This is a genomic window from Neisseria sp. P0013.S005, from assembly GCF_051958425.1.
Lineage (GTDB): Bacteria > Pseudomonadota > Gammaproteobacteria > Burkholderiales > Neisseriaceae > Neisseria > Neisseria subflava.
In genome coordinates this window covers 135,206-159,443 of record NZ_JBQCVL010000003.1, presented here as the reverse complement: position 1 = coordinate 159,443, position 24,238 = coordinate 135,206, and the positions used below count along the sequence as shown (strand labels likewise).

At 47.0% G+C, this 24,238-nt stretch carries 15 protein-coding genes and 2 pseudogenes; 13 read left to right on the top strand and 4 right to left on the bottom strand.

Annotation, left to right across the window (positions count from 1 at the left end):
• Positions 1-28 precede the first annotated feature (28 nt).
• The 4 genes and pseudogenes from ACTHTA_RS04780 to clpP all read left to right on the top strand — a co-directional run.
• Positions 29-731 (top strand): annotated as a pseudogene (locus ACTHTA_RS04780) (DNA translocase FtsK 4TM domain-containing protein); the annotation flags it as partial.
• A gap of 101 nt (positions 732-832) precedes the next feature.
• Positions 833-2,473: pseudogene (locus tag ACTHTA_RS04775) on the top strand (DNA translocase FtsK); the annotation flags it as partial.
• A 192-nt stretch (positions 2,474-2,665) separates the two neighbouring features.
• Positions 2,666-3,976 carry a trigger factor gene (gene tig, locus ACTHTA_RS04770; protein ID WP_308887598.1) on the top strand — a complete coding sequence of 437 codons (1,311 nt, stop codon included), beginning with the start codon at positions 2,666-2,668 and terminating at the stop codon, positions 3,974-3,976.
• A gap of 90 nt (positions 3,977-4,066) precedes the next feature.
• Positions 4,067-4,687, top strand: a complete 621-nt coding sequence (clpP, locus tag ACTHTA_RS04765; RefSeq protein ID WP_003683589.1) for an ATP-dependent Clp endopeptidase proteolytic subunit ClpP — start codon at positions 4,067-4,069, stop codon at positions 4,685-4,687.
• A gap of 65 nt (positions 4,688-4,752) precedes the next feature.
• On the opposite strand, the gene ACTHTA_RS04760 is transcribed toward clpP, so the two are convergent.
• Positions 4,753-6,741, bottom strand: a complete 1,989-nt coding sequence (locus ACTHTA_RS04760) for a site-specific recombinase (RefSeq protein ID WP_440375717.1) — start codon at positions 6,739-6,741, stop codon at positions 4,753-4,755.
• 229 nt (positions 6,742-6,970) lie between these two features.
• On the bottom strand, positions 6,971-9,544 hold the full coding sequence (gene clpB / locus ACTHTA_RS04755) for an ATP-dependent chaperone ClpB (protein ID WP_313971599.1): 2,574 nt from the start codon (positions 9,542-9,544) through the stop codon (positions 6,971-6,973).
• Between the two features lie 258 nt (positions 9,545-9,802).
• Between clpB and trpS the strand changes: the two genes are divergently transcribed.
• The 3 genes from trpS (at position 9,803) to tpx (ending at position 11,971) form a co-directional block, all read left to right on the top strand.
• Positions 9,803-10,813: a tryptophan--tRNA ligase gene (gene trpS, locus ACTHTA_RS04750; RefSeq protein WP_308887601.1), complete on the top strand. Its 1,011-nt coding sequence runs from the start codon at positions 9,803-9,805 to the stop codon at positions 10,811-10,813.
• A gap of 81 nt (positions 10,814-10,894) precedes the next feature.
• Positions 10,895-11,434: a hypothetical protein gene (locus ACTHTA_RS04745; protein WP_137040815.1), complete on the top strand. Its 540-nt coding sequence runs from the start codon at positions 10,895-10,897 to the stop codon at positions 11,432-11,434.
• A 42-nt stretch (positions 11,435-11,476) separates the two neighbouring features.
• Entirely contained in the window at positions 11,477-11,971 is a 495-nt protein-coding gene (gene tpx, locus ACTHTA_RS04740; RefSeq protein ID WP_003679194.1) for a thiol peroxidase, read from the top strand.
• Positions 11,972-12,074: 103 nt separating this feature from the next.
• Here tpx and ftsH read toward each other — a convergent pair whose 3' ends face one another.
• Both ftsH and ACTHTA_RS04730 read right to left on the bottom strand, forming a co-directional pair.
• The gene (gene ftsH, locus ACTHTA_RS04735) at positions 12,075-14,036 is read right to left on the bottom strand and encodes an ATP-dependent zinc metalloprotease FtsH (protein ID WP_308887602.1); all 1,962 of its coding nucleotides are present in this window, start codon (positions 14,034-14,036) and stop codon (positions 12,075-12,077) included.
• Positions 14,037-14,106: 70 nt separating this feature from the next.
• A complete protein-coding gene (locus ACTHTA_RS04730) occupies positions 14,107-14,727 on the bottom strand; it encodes an RlmE family RNA methyltransferase (RefSeq protein ID WP_308887603.1) in 621 nt (206 codons plus the stop codon).
• Positions 14,728-14,838: 111 nt separating this feature from the next.
• On the opposite strand from ACTHTA_RS04730, the gene yhbY reads away from it, so the two are divergent.
• The 6 genes from yhbY (at position 14,839) to ACTHTA_RS04700 (ending at position 24,085) form a co-directional block, all read left to right on the top strand.
• Complete coding sequence (gene yhbY, locus ACTHTA_RS04725) at positions 14,839-15,126, top strand: ribosome assembly RNA-binding protein YhbY (protein WP_039863504.1); 288 nt, start codon at positions 14,839-14,841, stop codon at positions 15,124-15,126.
• 224 nt (positions 15,127-15,350) lie between these two features.
• Positions 15,351-16,778 (top strand): tetratricopeptide repeat protein, encoded by a 1,428-nt coding sequence (locus tag ACTHTA_RS04720; protein ID WP_308887604.1) that lies wholly within the window; start codon positions 15,351-15,353, stop codon positions 16,776-16,778.
• 600 nt (positions 16,779-17,378) lie between these two features.
• Positions 17,379-20,042, top strand: a complete 2,664-nt coding sequence (gene aceE, locus ACTHTA_RS04715) for a pyruvate dehydrogenase (acetyl-transferring), homodimeric type (RefSeq protein ID WP_308887605.1) — start codon at positions 17,379-17,381, stop codon at positions 20,040-20,042.
• A gap of 144 nt (positions 20,043-20,186) precedes the next feature.
• Positions 20,187-21,797, top strand: a complete 1,611-nt coding sequence (gene aceF, locus ACTHTA_RS04710; RefSeq protein WP_440364285.1) for a dihydrolipoyllysine-residue acetyltransferase — start codon at positions 20,187-20,189, stop codon at positions 21,795-21,797.
• Between the two features lie 78 nt (positions 21,798-21,875).
• Complete coding sequence (gene lpdA, locus ACTHTA_RS04705; protein WP_313971604.1) at positions 21,876-23,657, top strand: dihydrolipoyl dehydrogenase; 1,782 nt, start codon at positions 21,876-21,878, stop codon at positions 23,655-23,657.
• An 89-nt stretch (positions 23,658-23,746) separates the two neighbouring features.
• Positions 23,747-24,085: a P-II family nitrogen regulator gene (locus tag ACTHTA_RS04700; protein ID WP_003683576.1), complete on the top strand. Its 339-nt coding sequence runs from the start codon at positions 23,747-23,749 to the stop codon at positions 24,083-24,085.
• The last annotated feature ends 153 nt before the right edge of the window (positions 24,086-24,238 follow it).

Sequence of the window (24,238 nt, the reverse complement as noted above, 5' to 3'; positions counted from 1 at the left end):
TCCGGTCTTTTCAGACGGCCTTTATCTCATGACTGCAAAATCTTCTAAAACCCAAACAAAAAAACGCGTCTCTACTAAACCGGCAGCCAAACCGACCACACGCAAATCCACCAAAGCACAAACTCAAGCCGACAATAAAGTCTCCCAACGCCTCAAGGCCGCCAAAGAGCTGCAAAAAAATGAAGAAAAAAAAGCGCGTCCCGAGCATGTCGTCAACTTGATTAATGATGCTTTATGGCTGTTTGGCTTGGTTATCACCATTTATCTGGCTATTTCCCTGGCCAGCTTCAGCATGGACGACCCTGCATGGTCGCGCAGCGTTCCCAAAAGCAACGATGTCGCCAATCTCGGCGGCCTCTTTGGCTCCTATCTTTCCGATGTCGGATATTATCTGTTCGGCTTATCGTTTTGGTGGTGGATAGCTGCATCTTGCGTTTTCCTCTATAAAAATTTCCGCCCCATGAAAAAGCAGGAAAACCATAAGCCTTACAATCACGGCGTAGCCGCTTTGGCATTATTTCTCCTGCTGGTGTGCAGCCCGATTATCGAACATTTCTTGTTTGACAACGCATTGAGCGAATCCCTTCCCGTCGGTGCAGGCGGCTTGGTCGGCTTACTTGCGGGCTCAGGCTTGGCTTGGCTGTTGGGCAAATCAGGCAGCCTGTTGATTATGCTGGTGATGTTGCTGTTGTCCATTTCCCTGTTGGCTCAGGTGTCATGGTTGGAAGTCATGGCCAAATCCAGCAGCCATGTGGGCGACCTGTTTGGCAGCTTGATGAAAAAACTGTCGCAATATCAAAATAAAAAAGAAGATGTCAGCGCCGAAGCTTTGGAAACCCAAAATACGCGCCGCATGGTTAAAGAGGCAAAAACCATTACCGCCACTCCGGTTGCTCCGTTGGCAGGAAGCAGCAGCAACCGTAAAACTGTTGCCGTATCTGTTGCGCCGCCTCCTAAAATCCAAACTTCCCTGTTTGACGATACAGAACCTAAAAACAATGGCGAGTACCACAAGCCCAACATGAACCTGTTGCGTATGCCGTCTGAAGAACCAGTTGCCGTCAATCCGGATGAATTGCAACAGACCGCAGAATTGATCGAAGCCAAGCTGGCTGAATTTGGCATCGGCGTACAGGTTGTTTCCGCCACTTCCGGCCCCGTGATTACCCGCTACGAAATCGAACCGGCACAAGGTGTCAAAGGCAGTCAAATTGTCGCGCTGTCCAAAGATTTGGCGCGCTCGATGTCTCTGCAAGCGGTACGCATCGTAGAAACCATTGCCGGTAAAAACACCATGGGCATTGAATTGCCCAATGAGAAACGCCAAGACGTGATGTTGAGCGAAATCCTCTCTTCATCCGTATTTACCGATGCCAAGTCCAAACTGACCGTTGCTTTGGGTAAAGATATTGCAGGTACGCCCGTTGTCGGCGACTTGGCAAAAATGCCGCACCTTTTGGTCGCAGGTATGACCGGCTCGGGCAAATCTGTCGGCGTGAACGGTATGATTATGTCTATGCTCTTCAAAGCCACGCCTGACGAGGTCCGTTTCATTATGATTGACCCGAAAATGCTGGAATTGAGCATTTACGACGGCATTCCGCACCTGCTTTGTCCGGTTGTGACCGATATGCGCGAGGCAGGACAAGCGTTGAACTGGTGCGTTGCCGAAATGGAAAAACGTTATCGCCTGCTTTCTCATGCCGGCGTGCGTAATTTGGACGGCTTCAACCAAAAAGTCGAACAAGCCAAAGCAGCAGGCAAACCATTACTCAATCCGTTCAGCTTAAATCCTGACGATCCTGAGCCTCTGGAAAAACTGCCGTTGATTGTGGTCGTTATCGATGAGTTGGCTGACTTGATGATGACCGAACGCAAATCCGTTGAGCAGCAAATCGCACGTCTTGCCCAAAAAGCGCGTGCGGCAGGCATTCACATGATTGTCGCCACCCAGCGCCCGAGTGTCGATGTAGTTACCGGTCTGATTAAAGCCAACATTCCAACACGCATGGCCTTTACCGTACAAAGCAAAATCGACAGCCGCACCATTCTTGACCAAATGGGTGCAGATGAATTGCTCAAATACGGCGACTCGTTATTCCTGCAACCGGGCAGCGCAGAACCGACACGCCTGCAAGGTGCGTTTGTTTCCGATGATGAAGTGCATCAAGTCGTCAATTTCGTCAAAGAACAGGCTCCGACCAATTATGTGGAAGGTCTGCTCAGTGGTGAAGCAGCCATCGAAACCACCAATATTGTCAATCCGAATGCAAACAGCGATGAGCTATTCGATCAAGCCGTTGCCTTCGTATTGGAAAGCCGGAAAACTTCCATTTCTGCACTGCAACGCCAATTACGCATCGGCTACAACCGTGCCGCCAATTTGGTAGATGCTCTTGAAAATGCCGGTGTTCTCTCTCCTGCAGACATCAACGGCAGCCGACGGATTCTGGCGCAAAAAGACCAGCTGTAAAAAACAACAATATCGAAACTCAAAGGCCGTCTGAAAAGAATTTCCCACTTTTCAGACGGCCTTTTTATGTTATTCGTGAAACATTGTGTTATACTAAGCAGCTAAATTTTGACCTTATGCACGCTTCCGAAATTCTTCGGAATACTGAGCAGAAGGATAACCGTTTAAACACAACAAATTTAAGGGCTTACGATGAGCGTAACTGTTGAAACTTTAGAAAATCTGGAACGCAAAGTAGTATTGTCTCTGCCTTGGTCCAAAATCAACGCAGAAACTGAGAAAAAACTGAAACAAACCCAACGCCGTGCAAAAATTGACGGCTTCCGTCCCGGTAAAGCACCGTTCAAAATGATTGCCCAAATGTACGGTGCAAGCGCACAAAACGACGTTATCAACGAATTGGTACAACGCGAATTCTATGAAGTTGCCGTTGCTCAAGAATTGAAAGTTGCCGGTTACCCACGCTTTGAAGCCGTTGAAGAACAAGACGATCAAGAGTCTTTCAAAGTTGCCGCTATTTTTGAAGTTTTCCCTGAAGTAACTATTGGCGACCTGTCTGCCCAAGAAGTAGAAAAAGTTATTGCGACTGTTGGCGATGCCGAAGTTGACCAAACTGTAGAAATCCTGCGTAAACAACGCACCCGCTTCAACCATGTTGACCGCGAAGCCCAAAACGGCGACCGCGTCATCATCGACTTTGAAGGCAAAATCGACGGCGAACCTTTCGCTGGCGGTGCGTCTAAAAACTACGCTTTCGTATTGGGCGCAGGTCAAATGTTGCCTGAATTTGAAGCCGGTGTTGTCGGCATGAAAGCCGGCGAAAGTAAAGATGTTACCGTAAACTTCCCTGAAGACTACCACGGTAAAGATGTTGCCGGTAAATCTGCCGTATTCACCATCACTCTGAACAACGTTTCTGAAGCTACTTTGCCTGAAGTTGACGCAGACTTCGCTAAAGCTTTGGGTATTGAAGACGGCGACGTTGCCAAAATGCGTGAAGAAGTGAAGAAAAACGTTGGCCGCGAAGTTGAGCGCCGCATCGGTGAACAAACCAAAGAATCTGTAATGAACGCCCTGCTCAAAGCAGCCGATTTGCAAGTTCCTGTTGCTTTGGTCAACGAAGAAGCCGCCCGCTTGGCAAACGAAATGAAACAAAACTTCGTTAACCAAGGTATGGCTGACGCCGCCAACTTGGATCTGCCTTTGGATATGTTCAAAGAACAAGCAGAACGCCGCGTTTCTTTGGGCCTGATTTTGGCTAAATTGGTTGAAGAAAACAAACTTGAGCCAACTGAAGGCCAAATCAAAGCCGTTGTTGCCAACTTCGCAGAAAGCTACGAAGATCCTCAAGAAGTTATCGACTGGTACTACGCAGAGCCTTCCCGCCTGCAAGGTCCGACTTCTTTGGCAGTAGAAAGCAACGTTGTTGATTTCGTTCTGAGCAAAGCTAAAGTAACCGAAAAAGCGCTGTCTTTTGACGAAGTAATGGGCGCACAAGCTTAATTGCTCTAAGGCCGTCTGAAACAGACAATCAAAAGCACCGAAGCGCTTTAAATGGCTTTGGTGCTTTTCCATCATTAATAGGAGACAAAAATGTCCTTCGATTTCAATAATTACCTTGTCCCTACCGTTATCGAACAAAGCGGTCGCGGCGAGCGCGCATTCGACATCTACTCACGCCTTTTGAAAGAGCGCATCGTTTTCTTGATCGGCCCGGTGACAGACGAATCTGCCAACTTGGTTGTTGCGCAATTACTGTTCTTGGAAAGTGAAAACCCTGATAAAGATATCTTCTTCTATATCAACTCTCCGGGCGGTTCGGTTACTGCAGGTATGTCGATTTACGACACCATGAACTTCATCAAGCCTCATGTTTCTACCTTATGCTTGGGTCAAGCAGCAAGCATGGGCGCATTCCTGTTGTCCGCAGGTGAAAAAGGCAAACGCTTTGCCCTGCCAAACAGCCGTATCATGATTCACCAACCGCTCATCAGCGGCGGTTTGGCCGGTCAGGCTTCCGATATTGAAATTCACGCTAAAGAGCTGCTGAAAATCAAAGAGAAACTGAATCGCTTACTCGCCAAACATTGTGACCGCGATTTGGCCGACTTGGAGCGCGATACCGACCGCGACAATTATATGTCTGCCGATGAAGCTAAAGAATATGGTTTGATTGACCAAGTTTTGGAAAACCGCGCCTCTCTGCAAGCCTAATCTTTATCGGTTTTAAATCAAAAGGCCGTCTGAAAAATATATATTCAGACGGCCTTTCTTCAATCTTACTTCGTATTTTCTTTGTTATTCACTTGAACCGGATACAACAAAATCAAAGGATTGGCTTTCACTTGACTCCAGAAGCTTTTCAGCAAATTGTGCATACTGCCCAAACGCGTACCGCGAGAACGAAGCGCAACAGCCAAAGCCAAAGAAAAACTGACCACCAGATTCACCATACCGATTGCCAATACACTTGCCAAGCCAAGTATAAAAGTGAATATATCTGCATGACCGCTAATCGCGGCATAACCCAAGTTTGCCGAAGAGAACGCCACATGGCGAATATCCAGCGGCAAGCCGAAAAGATGGCCAAAATAGCCGGTCATCCCCAAAAGCATACCGAAAATAAAATTGCCCATAAGCGAGCCGTAATGCTTATGAATATAAGCGGCCAAACGGCGACGCGGCTGCGGACGCATGATTTTTCGTAAAAACGGATTAAACGGCAGGCGCTGACGCAGGTTCAGATAATCGGAACGGTTATCAAAGAAGCCGGCAATAATCCCCGAACAAAACAACCATACACCGGCAATAGCGGCATACCATAAGGTTGGCTGAGTAAAAATCTCAATAGATTTAAGCTGGTAGGCTGTAACCGCCTCATTCAACAAGGGCTGCCCATGCGTGTAGGCATAACCCCAAGCGATCCCAGCCGCCAACAATACGGCAATCGATACATTACCAAACACGGCCACACTTTGCGAACGACACACGTCAATCAGCAGTTTTGCCAATTTATTGTCCACCGCTTTACTGCCTTCATTTGAGTCCACCTGCTCGGCAAAGCTCGCCGCTGTCATGGCAGGCTGCTTAGTCGCAACGGTGCAGTGCAGCATATGAATCAGCATAAAGCCTAAGCCATAGTTAAGTCCGGCAAGGAATGAAGTAGTAAACTCGCCGAATCCCAAAGACGCAATATGGATTTTATTTAATGCCATCAAAGCAATAATTACGCCGCCACCTGCTGCAGAATAAAACATTTTGAAATATTCGCTACGGTTGCGCGTAATGTAATGCTCACCATGATGACTTTTGTTTTCCGTAATACTGCGCGCCAGCATTCGGATACTGCTTTTACGCAAGTGGCTGGTACTGTATTGCTCTACCGCCGCGTAAATCATCGCATTCATCAGATTGATGGTTAAGCGGGTACGGCTGCCGGTTTCGATTTGAATATTGGTCAACAGTTTCAGACGGCCTAGGGTTTGCTGCAGACGCTCCAGCAAGTGGGCCACTTTCACTGACGAACCAGACCCCGCCCCTGTACCACGACGACGCAGATACTCAATTTGCTTGTTGCACTGGTCAAACATGACCTCCAAGTGCGCCGTATCGTAAGTTTCTTCACTGTGGCGATAGTGTTCAACCAATTTTGCAATTTCACGTTGCAAAGCAACAAATGCCGAATCCGCCTCCAACAAACGGGGAGCAATCCGTATTAAATCCGGCTCAATCGCTTCGGAAGCAATCCAAATAGACAGCATTTCTACCGCTCGCAAACGGGCATCTGCCAACTGTCGGCTGGCCGTCTGAAGCAAAGCAGGATCCGCTTTACCCAGCAACAATTCATACATGCTCAACCATTGGCGCAAACTCAGGGTCTGCAACCATTTATCATCGTTTTTCGAATGAAAAAGATATAAAAATACTTCGCGCAGATTGGAAAAATCTTTATAAGACGGGCTGAAACGTTCATAAATCCGTATGCCCATCTCTCGAGTAAAGCTATGGCGCGAGAAAATACCCAGCTTAATCAGCGCAGGATAGATGTGAACTTTGGACAACCAGGCATAGAAGCGCAGGCTGAATTGACGGCATAAAGCATCGTCTTGTTTTAAAGTAGATAAAATCAAATCGAAACGTTCGGAGGCCTGTTTTTTGCCTCCTCGGCGCAAAAATTTGATTAATGCATTGAGAATAAGAACAAAGTCGGTATCATTTAAGCGCTCCGACAAAATAATGTGAAGATTTTGATTAGTCAGTTTTTGCATTGTAGTATTATTACATAAAATGAGATATTTAGCAAGAACCTCAACAAACAGGTCGGATTATATCGCATTCTTTATCAACCGATGGCACAAGATTTTCGATTAATATTCTCTAAAATTCAATGAATAATCAAATTAGATAACAAATATATGATGTGAATCAATAACTAGGAAAGGCCGTCTGAATTCTTTCAGACGGCCTTTTACAACAGCATACTACATTGTTTTAACCTTATGCAAACAAGAGCTTACCACCCTCTTCTTTAACATGGATTGTGCTATCAGGTGCATATTTGCCTTCAAGCAATGCTTTTGCCAGCGTATTTTCGATTTCTGATTGGATGGCGCGTTTGAGCGGACGGGCACCATACACAGGGTCGAAACCGGCTTTAGCAATCAGATCCAAGGCAGCATCATCGACTTTCAGATGCAGATGTTGTGCTTCCAAACGTTTTTCCAAACCTTTAAGCTGGATTTTCGCAATGCTGCGGATATTGGCCTGATCCAAACCATGGAACACGACTACTTCATCAATACGGTTGATCATTTCAGGACGGAAATGTTCTTTCACATCCTCCATCACAACTTCTTTTACCGCTTCGTAGTCCTGAGTACCCATTTGTTGGATATGTTGGCTACCGATATTGGAAGTCATCACGATAACGGTATTTTTGAAGTCCACTGTTCGACCTTGTCCATCGGTCAAGCGGCCGTCATCCAATACTTGTAACAGAATGTTGAATACGTCCGGATGAGCTTTTTCCACTTCATCCAAAAGAATCACGCTGTATGGTTTGCGGCGGACTTGCTCAGTCAGGTAGCCGCCTTCTTCGTAGCCGACATAGCCGGGAGGCGCACCGATTAAGCGGGCAACAGCATGTTTTTCCATGTATTCGGACATGTCGATACGAATCAGGTGATCCTCGCTGTCAAACAGGAAACCTGCCAATGCCTTACACAATTCAGTTTTACCCACACCGGTCGGGCCTAAGAACAAGAAGCTGCCATAAGGTTTATTCGGATCGGCAAGGCCTGAGCGGCTGCGGCGGATAGCGTCAGACACAGCACGCACGGCTTCGTCTTGACCAACCACGCGGCGGTGCAATACTTCCTCCATCTTCAGCAGCTTGTCGCGTTCACCTTCCATCATTTTTGACACAGGGATGCCGGTCATGCGGGAAACGATTTCGGCTACTTCATCCGCACCGACTTCAGTACGGAAAAGTTTGTTTTGTTTTTTGCCGTCAGGATTGCTTTCTGCCGCTTGCAATTGCGCGCTCAATTTAGGCAACTCACCGTATTCAAGCTCAGAGGCACGGGCAAAATCGCCTTGGCGTTTAGCCTGCTCGATTTTGACTTTGATGTCGTCCATCTGTTTCTTGATGTCGGCAGTGCTGGATGATGCCGCTTTTTCGGCTTTCCAGATTTCATCCAAATCGGCGTATTCTTTTTGCAGTCCGTCGATTTCTTCGTCTATCAATTCCAGACGTTTTTTGCTGGCATCATCGGTTTCTTTGGCAACGTGCATTTTTTCCATTTTGAGCTGGATAATGCGACGGTCAAGTTTATCCATTTGCTCAGGTTTGCTGTCCAGCTCCATTTTGATACGGCTGGCTGCTTCGTCAATCAAATCAATCGCTTTATCAGGCAGGAAGCGGTCGGTGATGTAGCGGTCGCTCAATTCTGCGGCGGCAACGATGGCGGGGTCGGTGATGTCGATGCCGTGGTGGATTTCGTAACGTTCCTGCAAACCGCGCAGGATGGCGATGGTGTCTTCCACGCTGGGTTCGCCGACCAATACTTTTTGGAAGCGGCGTTCGAGTGCCGCGTCTTTTTCAATGTATTGGCGGTATTCGTCCAAAGTGGTCGCGCCGATGCAGTGCAGTTCGCCGCGCGCCAAAGCCGGTTTCAACATATTGCCCGCATCCATTGCGCCGTCGGTTTTGCCTGCGCCAACCAAAGTATGGATTTCGTCAATGAAAATCAGAGTGTTGCCGTCATCTTTAGCCAAGTCGTTCAACACGCCTTTCAAGCGTTCTTCAAATTCGCCGCGATATTTCGCACCCGCAATCAAAGCCGCCAAATCCAAAACCAAAAGGCGTTTGTTACGCAGAGATTCAGGTACTTCGCCGTTGACGATACGTTGTGCCAAACCTTCAACAATAGCGGTTTTACCTACACCCGGCTCACCAATCAGCACAGGGTTGTTTTTGGTACGGCGTTGCAATACTTGAATCGCACGACGAATTTCATCATCACGACCGATAACAGGGTCGAGCTTACCATCACGGGCGCGTTGAGTCAGATCAAGTGTGTATTTTTTCAAAGCATCTCGTTGGTCTTCGGCATTCGCATCGTTCACGTTTTGTCCTCCTCGTACCGCATCGATTGCGGCATTGATATTTTGTTCGGTCGCACCGGCTTCTTTCAAAATGTTGCCGGTAGCATCATTCTGCTGAACCAAAGCCAGCAGGAAAAGTTCGCTGGCGATATAGGCATCGCCGCGTTTGGTTGCAGCCTTGTCCATCAAGTTCAATACAGCTTGCAGCTCACGGCTAGGCATAATATCGCCGCCTTGACCGGATACTTTTGGCAAGCTGCTCAAATGTTGCTGCAAACGTTGTTTTACTTGAGGCACATTCACGCCTGCATGAGCCAGTAACGCAGCAGCACCACTGTTTTGATCGTCAAGCAACGCTTTTAAGATAAAGCCGGCCTCAAGGTAGCTGCTGTCCGCAGCCAAAGCCAAACTTTGACCTTCTTGCAGAGCTTGCTGGAATTTAGCAGTCAATTTATCAAATCTCATTTTACGTTCCTCTTCAAATATATTCTGTTAGAGCCTATATAAGCGCAAATGTGGATAACTCAATAGCTATTTACTCCATTAATCAAAAATTTTTACTATATTATTGTTTTATAAAGTTTTATTTTTATAATTTTATGTGCATAACTTTTATTATCCAGTTACCCTTTGCCCAAAAGGCCGTCTGAAAAATTAAGAATAATCAGGTATAATCGGCACCATATTTATTTTCAGACGGCCTTTGTGCCGAAGGATACTTTCATGAGCAAAAAACGAGTTTTAACAGGCGTTACCACAACAGGTATTCCACACTTGGGCAACTATGTCGGTGCCATCCGCCCGGCTATCCGCGCAGCGCAAGATTCCAATACCGAATCATTCCTCTTTTTAGCCGACTATCACGGCATCATCAAATGTCATGAGCCGGAAATGATTCATCAATCTACTCAAGCTGTTGCCGCCACATGGCTCGCCTGCGGACTCAATCCGGAACAGACTACTTTCTACCGTCAAAGCGACATTCCCGAAGTGATGGAGCTAAACTGGATTCTGACCTGTATCACCGCAAAAGGCCTGATGAACCGCGCCCACGCTTATAAAGCCGCAGTACAGACAAATACCGAAAACGGTCAGGAAGATCCGGATCACGGCGTGGAAATGGGCCTGTACAGCTACCCTATCCTCATGACTGCCGACATCCTTATGTTCAATGCCCATGAAGTACCAGTCGGTCGCGACCAAATCCAACACGTTGAAATGGCACGCGATATTGCCGGCCGCTTCAACCACCGCTTCCAAGAACTCTTCACCCTGCCAGAAGTAAAAATCGACGAAAATGTCGAACTCTTGGTCGGCTTAGACGGACGCAAAATGTCCAAGTCCTACGGCAATACCATTCCGCTTTGGGAAAACGACAAGAAAACCCAAAAATCGGTCAACAAAATCATCACCAATATGAAAGAACCCGGCGAGCCGAAACAGCCTGATGAAAGTCCTCTGTTTGAAATCTACAAAGCCTTTTCCACGCCGTCTGAAACTGCCGAGTTCACGCAAATGCTGGCCGAAGGCCTTGCTTGGGGTGAGGCCAAGAAACTCTTGAGCGCAAAAATCAATGCCGAACTCGCAGAGCCGCGCGAGCGCTACAATGAATTGACCGCCAAACCCTCTCAAATTGAAGACATTTTGCAGTCCGGCGCACAAAAGGCACGTAAAGAAGCACGCGAATTGTTGGATAAAGTACGCGATGCAGTAGGTATTCGTCCGTTGAAATAATAGCAAGGCCGTCTGAAAATTTCAGACGGCCATAGTATCGTTTATTATTTGAAATATAATCGTTTTTCTAGGGTTTCTCATATGAAAAAAACCTTTCCCCTTATCTTGCTCAGCCTTTCATTGGCTGCCTGCGGCGGTAAATCTGAAGATAATGCAGCCAATGATGCTGCTTCAGGCAAAGCGCCAAAGCCTACCTTCAAAGTTAAATATATCGATGAACAAGCCATAGCCGGTTTGGATTTGGGTACAGCTCAAGAAGGCGAAACCAAAGAAGGTAAAAAACAACGCACCTATCCGATTAACGGCATAGAGGGTGGCGTCATCAATCTGATTGGCAAGCACCCTACCGACTTAGAAGTCATCAGCGGCCAATGCATGGAAAAAAATGAAAAAGGCGTTTCAGCCGGCTGGTCAGCCAACGGAGTCTGCCACACTACCTTTGCAAAAATGGTGGATAATATTGCCCAAGACGGCAGCAAACTAACTGACTATCTGATATCACATGCTGCTTTGCAACCTTATACCGAAGGTAAAAGCGGTTATGCCGCCGTACAAAACGGCCGCTATATTTTAGAAATTGACAGCGAAGGCATGTTCTATTTCCGCCGCCGTCATTACTAACCCCCTGACTATCCTATTTTCCCCTGACACAAGGACTGAATCATGGCCCAAGTTACTTTCCAAGGCTCACCTATTTCTACAAACGGCAATTTGCCCGCTATCGGCCAAGTTGCACCTGATTTCACATTGGTAGCAGCAGACCTATCTGAGAAATCATTGGCTGACTTTGCAGGCAAACGCAAAGTGCTGAATATTTTCCCTAGTATTGACACCGGCGTATGCGCCCAGTCCGTCCGCACTTTCAACAAACGTGCCTCTTCTTTGGATAATACCGTCGTTTTGTGCATTTCTGCCGATTTACCGTTTGCACAAGCCCGTTTCTGCGGTGCAGAAGGTTTGGAAAATGTAGTGACACTTTCTACATTCCGCAGCAGCTTTTCTAACGATTACGGTGTTACACTGACAGAAAGCCCATTACGCGGCCTGACTGCCCGTGCAGTGGTGGTTTTGAACGAGCAAAACCAAGTTCTCCACGCTGAGTTGGTTTCTGAAATTGCGAACGAGCCTGACTACGAAGCTGCTTTGGCTGTTTTGTAATTGACTCAATAAAATCAGGCCGTCTGAAGCTTTTCAGACGGCCTTTTGCTTATCTTCAAAATAAAAACGGTAGCTTAAAAGCTACCGTTTTCTGTTTCAAGCCTTATACAGATTTATCTGTTTTGTCTGCTTCTACTGACTCAGTATTCTGAACCTCATTTTGCTCAACAGGTTCAACAGTTTCAGCAACAGGCGCTTCAGGCTCTTCTACTTTGTCATCACGGACATTGTGGCTGTAATCTTTAGGCGGACTAGGTTGTTTACCGGCCATAATTTCCAAAACTTGGTCTCGATCGATGGTTTCCCAATCCATCAGTGCTTTGCACATGGTTTCCATCTTATCGCGATTTTCATCCAAGATTTTGTAAGCGACTTGGTATTGCTCATCCAAAATACGGCGGATTTCCGCATCGATATCTTGTTGGGTTTTCTCGGAAATATTTTGAGATCGGGTTACGCTGCGACCCAAGAATACTTCACCTTCGTTCTCAGCATAAACCATCACCCCCATTTTATCGCTCATACCATAACGCGTTACCATCTCGCGTGCCATTTGAGTTGCACGCTCGAAGTCATTAGATGCGCCGGTAGAAATACGGCCGACAAAAATATCTTCAGCAATACGGCCACCAAACAAGATTGAGAGCTGACTCAGTATTTGGTCTTTGTACATGCTGATACGGTCACGCTCAGGCAACTGCCAAGTCAAACCCAATGCGCGGCCACGAGGCATAATGGTTACTTTGTGAACCGGATCGGTAAACGGCAGGCTTTCCGCTACGATGGCATGACCGGCCTCATGATAGGCTGTCGCACGTTTTTCATCTTCGTGCATCACCATGCTGCGACGCTCCGGACCCATGTAGATTTTGTCTTTTGCATCTTCAAAGTCGCTTTGATCGACTTTCACTTTATTGCGACGACCAGCAAACAAAGCTGCTTCATTGACCAAGTTTGCCAAATCCGCACCTGAAAAACCAGGTGTACCGCGTGCTAAAGAAGTCAAATCTACGGATGCATCCAAAGGTACTTTTTTAGCGTGTACTTTCAAGATTTGCTCACGGCCACGGATATCAGGCAATGGAACAACGACTTGGCGGTCAAAACGGCCCGGACGCTGCAACGCAGGGTCAAGTACATCAGGACGGTTGGTTGCTGCGATCACAATAACAGTTTGGTTGCTTTCAAAACCATCCATTTCAACCAACAATTGGTTCAATGTTTGCTCACGCTCATCATTGCCACCGCCCAAACCGGCACCACGCTGACGGCCGACAGCATCAATTTCATCAATAAAGATGATACATGGCGCATTTTTCTTAGCCTGCTCGAACATATCGCGGACACGGCTCGCACCGACACCGACAAACATTTCTACGAAGTCAGAACCTGAAATACTGAAGAATGGCACACCGGCCTCACCAGCAATCGCTTTGGCCAGCAATGTTTTACCCGTACCAGGGCTACCGGCCAACAAAATACCGCGCGGTACACGACCACCCAGGCTTTGGTAACGGTTAGGCGATTTCAAGTAATCCACGATTTCTTGTACTTCTTCTTTTGCCTCATCACAACCGGCAACATCGGCAAAAGTAACTTTATTGGAATCTTTGTCCAACAAACGTGCACGGCTCTTACCAAAAGAGAATGCTCCGCCTTTACTGCCACCGCCGCTTTGCATGCGCATGAAGTAGAACCATGCACCGATCAACAACAAAACAGGCAGCAGGCTGTAAAACAGACTAGCCAGCATGCTTGGTTTTTCTTCCGGAGTCACTTTGACGCGTACTTTGTTGTCCAACAGTGTTTTAACCAAGTTGTCATCCAAAGGCGCATTGGTATAGAAGGCAGTTTTATCGGTGCGCTCACCTTTAATCAGATAGCCGCTGACAACAGATCCTTCAATATTGACATTGGATACTTCGCCACTATTAACTTGCTGAATAAATTGAGAATATTCGATTTGCTGTTTATCTTCCTGCTTATCGCTGAGTGCATTGAATGCTGCTAAAAGCATAGCACCACCCACTACCCAGACTAATATGTTTTTAATGGTATTCCCCACTGAACAGGCTCCATGGTTACAAAATAAATAAAATCAAGGGAAAGAATTTTAAAGCACCCACCCTACATTGTCAGCGTTTATTTTTACCTAATAGGTAAATCTCACTGGAACGATTGCGGGAAGCATCCGGCTTTCGGGTTTGTACACTGGCAAAAATTTCATGCATAGCCGCCGTATACTCTTGATAACCCGCGCCTTGAAACACCTTCACCAAAAAACTGCCTCCGGTTTTCAAATGCTGGGAGGCAAAATCCAAAGCCAGTTCACACAAATAAAAACTGCGTGCCTGGTCGGTTACGGCATTGCCTGACATATTGGGTGCCATATCACAGATTACAAGGTCTAACGGACGATTATCCAATAAGGCTTCAAACTGCTCCAAAACAGCATCTTCCCTAAAGTCACCCTGAATAAATGACACGCCTTCAATAGCATCCATCGGCAAAATATCCAAAGCAAACACTGCCCCTGTTTTACCGACCAGCTTGGCTGCAACCTGTGACCAACTTCCCGGCGCGCTGCCCAAATCCGCCAAAACCGTACCTGGCTTGATTAATTTGTCTTTTTGATTAATTTCCAATAATTTATAAGCCGCTCTGGCACGATATCCGTCCTTTTGTGCCATATGGACATAATGATCGTTGACATGCTCATGCAGCCATGCTTTTGAAGATTTTGAGCGTACAGCCATCTTGATTTGAAATGCTTAAGTTAAAATCAGCATTGTACGTTATTTCCCCCGTAAATGTTCTAAATCGCGTACAATATAGCCATTATTCTTTTTAATTGGATACTTATTAATATGAGCGACAACAAATTAAGCACCAAAGAAATTTTGGCCTTGAAAGCCCAAGCACATCACCTCCACCCTGTCGTTATGGTTGGCCAACAAGGCTTGACCGACTCGGTCATCAAAGAAACCGATGCCGCATTGACAGCGCATGAATTGATTAAAGTCCGTGTTTTTGGTGATGATCGCGCTGAACGTATTGAAATTTGCAATGCCCTGTGTGAAACACTGGGTGCTCAACTGGTGCAACATATTGGCAAATTACTTGTTTTATGGCGCAAAAAACCGGACGATGAATAATTTAAACTGAATAAACAACAGAAGTATTTTCTCAACCCACTTTATCACACCCTTCTGTTGTATTTATGCAGCATAAAACAAATTATTCCATTATTCTAAGTATAAAAATACAAATACGGTTGTCTGTTTTTGTAAATAACCTCAAAATTACAAAATCATAACGGCCGCCCCCTGTCGGCCGATTATTTTATTCTTAATCCTTCACAAAATATAAAAGCAAACCGATGAATGCTCAACAATATGAAGAATCTTTTCTGCTAGCAGAAAAATTAATCACTCAAGACCCACCTGACTTTGCACGAGCCATCCCATTGCTCTGCGAAGCAGCAGAAGCCGGACATATTGAGGCTGCATTTCAACTGGCAGGCTGCCTATTCGAAAACCACGAAAACGAACAAGATTTGGCAATTGCAGTTGAATATTTAAAACAAGCAGCAAGAGCCGGTCATCCCTATGCCCGCTATAATCTTCTCCAATTACAAGAAAATAACGGTGCAGAAGTAGAAACGCTTATTTCAGCCTATCAAGAGCTTGCCGAAGAAGGATTAGCCCCTGCCCAGCTGCGCCTGATGCGTTTATATGCAGACAATGGCAATGACCAAGAAGCAGTCAAATGGGCATTGAAAGCTGCCGAACAGCAAAATCCTCAGGCACAATACTTCTTAGCCCAACATTACCAATATTCCAGCTCTCCTGATTTGGAATATTCCCATAAACTTTATCAGCAATCCGCTGCACAGGGATTTATTGCGGCACACTGGCAACTCGGCCTTCAATACAAATTGGGGCAAGGTGTTGCACAAAACCCTGAAAAAGCAATCGAACATTTGCGTATTGCCGCCGATTACGACATTGTTCCGGCGCAAACTTCTCTTGCAGAACTCTTAGTCGCATCAAATCCTGCTGAAGCATTGGAATGGTTTGAAAAAGCTGCCGAAAAAGGTGACAGCAACGCGCATGTAGCACTTGCCGAAATCTATCTATTGGGCAAAAACACCGAACGAGACCCTCAAAAGGCCTATCAGCACGCTAAATTTGCTGCGGATCAAAATGATCCGGAAGGCTTGCGCCTTTTAGGTGATATCCATCGCTACGGATTGGGACGAGCAGTTGATGCAGACACAGCCCGTCAATATTATCAACGCTCGGCTGATTTAGGTAATCTTGTCGCCTACCAAAAACTTCTGTCTGACAGCGCATTGAATAACCAGCAAAACTATGAGCTGACGAAAGAAATCGCCCTCCAACGTCAGGAAGCTGAACGTCTATACAAGCTGGCATTTGCAGCGCACTATGGCTTAAAACGCCAACAGAATTACGCTGAAGCACTGGATCTATACCATCAATCCGCAGAACGTGGACACAGCAAATCCCAAACCAATCTTGGCATGATGTATTACAGTGGACAAGGCGTACCTGTCGACTATGCCCAAGCTGCAAAATGGTTTGAAGCAGCAGCCAAACAAAGAGACACGATGGCTCAATATAATCTTGCCTGTCTGTATTATCACGGTATGGGCGTAGAAAAAGACATCAATAATGCTTGTTTCTGGCTGCAAGAAGCCATCCAACATGGACATGAACAGCAAGACGTTCTCAAAGAGCTTTTGGCTCAATGGAAGCAATTCGCTCAAAAAGGCTCTGCCGATTAAAGGCCGTCTGAAATTCTAACTTCCTACACAAATGACATGTCAGAACTAAACAGACTGTACATGTCATTTTTTCATTTATCCTTCCTCAATAATCTTCATTTCAAATCCCATTCTCTCTTAATCTCTTTTAAAGTCTTCAGACGGCCTATTCTATTTGTAAAAAATCAGATAATATAAATTTTCTCTTTCAAACCCTAAATCCAATCTGAACTTTCAATTTACAACAAAATTTGAAAAATATTTTTCGTATTCGAATTCATTTACTCAAATATCTAATACTTTTTACTGTATCACTAAAAACAAGCTCCATAACTCTTTTAAAAAGTCTTAATTTCAACCTCTACATCCTATCAATATCTACAGCATGATTTGCCAGTTTGCCCAATTACTGATAGCATTTGCAGATTAGCTGGTTCGCAAAAAGTTCAATTCTTTCTAATTTTTCATCAACGGTTATAACGTATTGAAAATATTTCAGTAATTAAAACTTTTTCGAATTTGACTCTAGGAATTTTCGTTTTTAACTAACATCTGTTCGCAAACGAAAATATCGGAGTAATACTCCGTCATTGAAAAACACTCAACACAAGGATAGATATTATGTCCACCCAATTACACGATGTTGACCCAATTGAAACCAAAGAATGGTTAGACGCGTTAAGCTCTGTTTTAGAATATGAAGGCAGCGAGCGCGCCCAATACCTGCTGGAAAGTTTGGTCAAATACAGCCGTGACAAAGGCATCCGTATGCCTCACGGCACCACTACTCCATACTTGAACACCGTTTCCGTTGAAGATGAAAAAGGCATCCCCGGCGACCAAAACATCGAACACCGCATCCGTGCATTCGTTCGTTGGAACGCTGCCGCTATCGTTTTGCGCGCGGGTAAAAAAGATTTGGAATTGGGTGGACACATCGCATCTTTCCAATCAGCCGCCACTATGTACGAAGTCGGCTTCAACCATTTCTGGAAAGCTAAAGGCGAAGGCGAAGAAGGCGATTTGGTATTCTTCCAAGGCCACGTTGCCCCTGGTATCTACGCACGCGCTTTCGTTGAAGGCCGTCTGACTGAAGACCAGCTGAACAACTTCCGTCAAGAAGTTAACGGTAAAGGTCTGCCTTCTTACCCTCATCCTCACCTGTTGCCTGACTTCTGGCAATTCCCAACCGTATCTATGGGTCTTGGCCCATTGATGGCAATTTACCAAGCACGCTTCCTGAAATACTTGGAATCTCGCGGTCTGGCTAAAACCAAAGGCCGTAAAGTATGGGTATTCTGTGGCGACGGCGAAATGGACGAACCTGAAAGCCAAGGTGCTATTGCTCTGGCTTCACGCGAAGGCTTGGACAACTTGGTATTCGTCATCAACTGTAACCTGCAACGTTTGGACGGCCCAGTACGCGGTAATGGCAAAATCATTCAAGAGCTGGAAGGCAACTTTGCCGGCGCCGGCTGGAATGTTGTGAAAGTTATCTGGGGCCGTCGTTGGGACCGCCTCTTGGCAAAAGACAAAGACGGCATCCTGCGCAAACGCATGGAAGAGTGCTTGGATGGTGACTACCAAACTTACAAATCCAAAGACGGTGCATACGTTCGCGAACACTTCTTCAATACGCCTGAACTGAAAGCATTGGTCGCCGATATGACTGATGACGAAATTTGGGCATTGAACCGTGGTGGTCATGACCCTCAAAAAGTGTACAACGCTTACGACCGCGCAGTGAACCACGCCGACGGCAAACCTACTGTAATCTTGGCGAAAACCATTAAAGGTTACGGTATGGGTGCATCCGGCGAAGGTCAAAACGTTGCCCACCAAGCCAAAAAAATGGACAAAGCGTCTCTGAAACAATTCCGTGACCGCTTTGACATTCCTGTAACTGACGAGCAAATCGACAGCGGCGACCTGCCTTACCTGACTTTTGCTCCCGACAGCGAAGAATACAAATACCTGCATGCACGCCGTGAAGCTTTGGGTGGCTACCTGCCTCAACGCAACCCTACCCAAGAAGTTCTGGAAGTGCCTGAACTGTCTGCATTTGATGCTCAACTGAAATCCAGCGGTGACCGTGAATTCTCAACCACCATGGCTTTCGTCCGCATCCTGTCTACTTTGCTGAAAGACAAAAAAATTGGCAAACGCGTGGTGCCTATCGTTCCAGATGAAAGCCGTACGTTCGGTATGGAAGGCATGTTCCGTCAATACGGTATTTGGAACCCTAAAGGCCAACAATACACTCCTCAAGATAAAGACCAACTGATGTTCTATAAAGAGTCTGTTGACGGTCAAATCTTGCAAGAAGGTATTAACGAACCAGGTGCTATGGCTGACTGGATTGCTGCTGCGACCAGCTACGCAAACAACGACTTTGCCATGATTCCTTTCTACATCTACTACTCTATGTTCGGTTTCCAACGCGTTGGCGACTTGGCATGGGCAGCAGGCGATATGCATGCACGCGGTTTCCTGCTGGGTGGTACTGCCGGCCGTACAACGCTGAACGGTGAAGGTCTGCAACATGAAGACGGCCACAGCCATGTTCAAGCAGATTTGATTCCAAATTGCGTTTCTTACGATCCGACATTCCAATACGAAGTAGCCGTTATCGTTCAAGACGGTCTGCGCCGTATGTATGCCAATAACGAAGACGTGTTCTACTACATCACCCTGATGAACGAAAACTACGCTCACCCGGATATGCCTGAAGGCGCAGAAGAAAACATCCTGAAAGGTATGTACCTGCTGAAAGCCGGCGGCAAAGGCGACAAGAAAGTTCAATTGATGGGTTCCGGTACTATCCTGCAAGAAGTCATTGCCGGTGCTGAATTGTTGAAAGCCGACTTCGGCGTGGAAGCAGACATCTGGTCTTGCCCATCATTCAACCAGCTGCACCGCGATGCCATCGAAGTGGAACGCTTCAATCGTCTGAACCCATTGGAAACTGCAAAAGTACCGTTTGTTACTTCTCAACTGCAAGGTCATGACGGCCCAGTGATTGCCGCTACCGACTATATCCGCAGCTATGCTGACCGCATCCGTGCCTATATTCCTAACGACTACCACGTCTTGGGTACTGACGGCTTCGGTCGCTCCGACAGCCGTGCCAACCTGCGCAGCTTCTTCGAAGTTGACCGCTACAACGTTGCCGTTGCTGCATTGAGCGCATTGGCTGAGCAAGGCAAAGTCAGCAAAGAAACCGTTCAACAAGCCATTGAAAAATATGGTATCAAAGCCGATTCAGCTCCTAGCTGGAAACGCTAATTGGTGTTTCAGACGGCCTGTCTGCTTCATTCAGACATCAGGCCGTCTGGAAACCGAATGCTTGAATGGTTTGAACAAACTGTACCGATGCCGTAAGAAACTGTTTTCGGACGGCATCAAACTGAAAATATTAAAGGAACTCAAATGAGTATCGTAGAAATCAAAGTCCCTGATATCGGCGGTCATGAAAACGTCGACATCATCGCCGTAGAAGTCAAAGCGGGCGACACCATCGCCGTTGACGACACCCTGATTACGTTGGAAACCGACAAAGCCACTATGGACGTACCTGCTGATGCAGCCGGTATTGTTAAAGAAGTTAAAGTTAAAGTGGGCGATAAAATCTCTGAAGGCGGCGTTATTCTGACCGTTGAAACCGGTGCTGCCGCTGCAGATTCCGCTCCTGCAGCAGAAGCTCCTGCTGCTCCAGCTGCTGCGCCTGCAGCCACTCCTGCCGGTGGCGCTACCGTACAAGTTGTTGTACCTGATATCGGCGGTCACTCTGACGTTGACGTTATTGCCGTTGAAATTAAAGTCGGCGACACTGTTGCCGTTGACGACACCCTGATTACTCTGGAAACCGACAAAGCCACCATGGACGTACCATGTACCGAAGCCGGTGTGGTTAAAGCCGTATTCCTGAAAGTTGGCGACAAAGTATCCGAAGGCTCCGCCATTATTGAAGTAGAAACTGCCGGCTCTGCCGAAGCAGCCCCTGCTCCTGCCACTCAAGCCGCTGCGCCTGCACCAGCTGCCGCTCCTGCTCCTACTGCACCAGCAGCTGCGCCTGCACCTGCTGCTCCTGCTGCTCCTGCTGCTGCCAAAATCGATGAAGCTGCATTTGCAAAAGCGCATGCAGGTCCTTCCGCACGCAAACTGGCGCGCGAATTGGGCGTAGATTTGGGCCAAGTCAAAGGTACCGGTCTGAAAGGCCGTATCATGGGCGAAGACGTTAAAACCTTCGTTAAATCCGTTATGCAAAGCGGTGCAGGCAAACCTGCCGCTGCTTCTTTGGGCGGCGGTCTGGACTTGTTGCCATGGCCTAAAGTTGACTTCTCTAAATTCGGCAGCGTCGAAGTTAAAGAACTGTCACGCATTAAGAAAATCTCCGGTCAAAACCTGTCTCGCAACTGGGTTGTGATTCCTCACGTTACCGTACACGAAGAAGCGGACATGACCGAATTGGAAGAATTCCGCAAACAGCTGAACAAAGAATGGGAACGCGAAGGCGTAAAACTGTCCCCATTGGCGTTCATCATTAAAGCCTCTGTTGCTGCGCTGAAAGCCTTCCCTGAATTCAACGCCTCTCTGGATGGCGACAACTTGGTGCTGAAAAACTACTTCAACATCGGTTTCGCAGCAGACACGCCGAACGGCTTGGTTGTTCCTGTAATCAAAGACGTGGATCAAAAAGGCTTGAAACAAATCAGCCAAGAACTGACCGAATTGTCTAAAAAAGCCCGCGAAGGCAAGCTCAAGCCACAAGAAATGCAAGGCGCATGCTTTACCATTTCCAGCTTGGGTGGCATCGGCGGTACAGGCTTCACGCCAATCGTGAATGCTCCTGAAGTTGCTATCTTGGGCGTGTGCAAATCCCAAATCAAACCGGTTTGGAACGGCAAAGAATTTGCTCCTCGCCTGATGTGCCCGTTGAGCCTGTCCTTTGACCACCGTGTCATCGACGGTGCCGCCGGTATGCGCTTCACCGTATTCCTGGCTAACATGTTGAAAGACTTCCGCCGCATTACTCTGTAATCCGAGCATTTTCAGACGGCCTAAATAAAAAGGCCGTCTGAAAAAAAGAAGCCCGAACATCATTCAGAAAGATTAGACATGAGCTTAATTGAATTGAAAGTGCCCGACATTGGCGGTCACGAAAATGTAGATATTATTGCGGTTGAAGTAAATGTGGGTGATACCATTGCTGTGGACGATACCCTGATTACTTTGGAAACTGATAAAGCGACTATGGACGTACCTGCCGAAGTTGCAGGCGTAGTCAAAGAAGTTAAAGTTAAAGTGGGCGACAAAATCTCTGAAGGCGGTTTGATTGTTGTCGTTGAGGCCGAAGGTGCAGCTGCTCCTAAAGCCGAAGCACCTGCCGCTCCTGCACAAGAAGCTCCTAAAGCAGCCGCTCCTGCTCCTCAAGCTGCTCAATTCGGCGGTTCTGCCGATGCCGAATACGACGTAGTCGTATTGGGTGGTGGCCCCGGCGGTTATTCTGCTGCATTTGCTGCTGCTGACGAAGGCTTGAAAGTTGCCATCGTCGAGCGTTACAAAACTTTGGGCGGCGTTTGCCTGAACGTCGGCTGTATCCCTTCCAAAGCCTTGTTGCACAATGCTGCCGTTATCGATGAAGTACGCCACTTGGCTGCCAACGGTATCAAATACCCTGAGCCTGAACTCGATATCGACATGCTGCGCGCCTACAAAGACGGCGTGGTTTCCCGTCTGACCGGCGGTTTGGCAGGTATGGCTAAAGGCCGCAAAGTAGATATTATCCAAGGTGACGGCCAATTCTTAGATCCGCACCACTTGGAAGTTTCTCTGACGACCAGCGAAGTGTACGAACAAGCGGCTCCTACCGGTGAGAAAAAAATCGTTGCCTTTAAAAACTGTATCATTGCAGCAGGCAGCCGCGTAACCAAATTGCCTTTCATCCCTGAAGATCCTCGAATTTTCGACTCCAGCGGCGCATTGGCCCTGAAAGAAGTACCGGGCAAACTGTTGATCATCGGTGGCGGTATTATCGGTCTCGAAATGGGTACGGTTTACAGCACTCTGGGTTCTCGCCTGGATGTTGTTGAAATGATGGATGGCCTGATGCAAGGCGCAGACCGCGACTTGGTTAAAGTATGGCAAAAACAAAACGAATACCGTTTTGACAACATCATGATCAACACCAAAACTGTTGCTGTTGAGCCTAAAGAAGACGGCGTTTACGTTACCTTCGAAGGTGCAAATGCGCCTAAAGAACCACAACGTTACGATGCCGTACTGGTAGCTACCGGTCGTGCGCCTAACGGCAAACTCATCAGCGCTGAGAAAGCCGGTATTGCTGTAACTGATCGCGGCTTCATCGAAGTGGACAAACAAATGCGCACCAACGTGCCACATATCTACGCTATCGGCGATATCGTCGGTCAACCGATGTTGGCACACAAAGCCGTTCACGAAGGCCACGTTGCCGCTGAAAACTGTGCCGGCCACAAAGCCTACTTCGACGCACGCGTTATTCCGGGCGTTGCCTACACTTCTCCTGAAGTGGCATGGGTTGGCGAAACCGAGTTGTCTGCCAAAGCTTCCGGCCGTAAAATTACCAAAGCCAACTTCCCATGGGCTGCTTCCGGCCGTGCGATTGCCAACGGTTGCGACAATGGTTTCACCAAGCTGATTTTTGATGCTGAAACCGGCCGCATCATCGGTGGCGGTATCGTTGGCCCTAACGGCGGCGATATGATCGGCGAAATCTGCTTGGCCATCGAAATGGGCTGTGATGCAGCCGATATCGGTAAAACCATCCACCCACACCCAACCCTTGGCGAATCCATCGGTATGGCTGCGGAAGTGGCATTGGGCGTATGTACCGACCTGCCGGCTCAGAAAAAGAAATAAGTTCACTCAAATAAAATTTGAACGAACTTGATGGAACAAAGGCCGTCTGAATGTTTCAGACGGCCTTTTCGCAAATAAGGAGACTCAATATGAAAAAAATCGAAGCCATTATCAAACCTTTCAAACTCGACGATGTACGCGAAATCCTGACTGAAATCGGTATTACCGGCATGACTGTCAGCGAAGTCAAAGGTTTCGGCCGCCAAAAAGGCCATACGGAAATTTATCGCGGCGCGGAATACGCAGTCGATTTTCTGCCTAAAGTAAAAATTGAATTGGTATTGGCTGACGACAAAGTCGATCAGGCTGTGGACGCCATTTTAGAAACCGCGCATTCCGGCAAAATCGGTGATGGTAAAATCTTTATTTATCCCGTTGAAGAAGCGATCCGTATTCGTACTGGAGAACGCTCAGAAGCAGCACTTTAATAGAAATCGTAAAATACAGAAGACAAATGCCGTCTGAAAATAAGTCGTAGCGTGGTTTGCTCAGAACTTATTTTTCAGACGGCATTATTTTCACAATTACAGCCACAACTTTTCTAAGACATCAAACCATCACTGCCAGCCTGAATAAACATA

Coding starts and splice junctions, on each gene's coding strand:
- clpP (WP_003683589.1), top strand. CDS start 4,067: ATGTCCTTCGATTTCAATAATTACCTTGTCCCTACCGTTATCGAACAA.
- lpdA (WP_313971604.1), top strand. CDS start 21,876: ATGAGCTTAATTGAATTGAAAGTGCCCGACATTGGCGGTCACGAAAAT.
- ACTHTA_RS04745 (WP_137040815.1), top strand. CDS start 10,895: ATGAAAAAAACCTTTCCCCTTATCTTGCTCAGCCTTTCATTGGCTGCC.
- aceF (WP_440364285.1), top strand. CDS start 20,187: ATGAGTATCGTAGAAATCAAAGTCCCTGATATCGGCGGTCATGAAAAC.
- ACTHTA_RS04720 (WP_308887604.1), top strand. CDS start 15,351: ATGAATGCTCAACAATATGAAGAATCTTTTCTGCTAGCAGAAAAATTA.
- clpB (WP_313971599.1), bottom strand. CDS start 9,544: ATGAGATTTGATAAATTGACTGCTAAATTCCAGCAAGCTCTGCAAGAA.
- tig (WP_308887598.1), top strand. CDS start 2,666: ATGAGCGTAACTGTTGAAACTTTAGAAAATCTGGAACGCAAAGTAGTA.
- tpx (WP_003679194.1), top strand. CDS start 11,477: ATGGCCCAAGTTACTTTCCAAGGCTCACCTATTTCTACAAACGGCAAT.
- ACTHTA_RS04730 (WP_308887603.1), bottom strand. CDS start 14,727: ATGGCTGTACGCTCAAAATCTTCAAAAGCATGGCTGCATGAGCATGTC.
- ACTHTA_RS04760 (WP_440375717.1), bottom strand. CDS start 6,741: ATGCAAAAACTGACTAATCAAAATCTTCACATTATTTTGTCGGAGCGC.
- ACTHTA_RS04700 (WP_003683576.1), top strand. CDS start 23,747: ATGAAAAAAATCGAAGCCATTATCAAACCTTTCAAACTCGACGATGTA.
- aceE (WP_308887605.1), top strand. CDS start 17,379: ATGTCCACCCAATTACACGATGTTGACCCAATTGAAACCAAAGAATGG.
- trpS (WP_308887601.1), top strand. CDS start 9,803: ATGAGCAAAAAACGAGTTTTAACAGGCGTTACCACAACAGGTATTCCA.
- yhbY (WP_039863504.1), top strand. CDS start 14,839: ATGAGCGACAACAAATTAAGCACCAAAGAAATTTTGGCCTTGAAAGCC.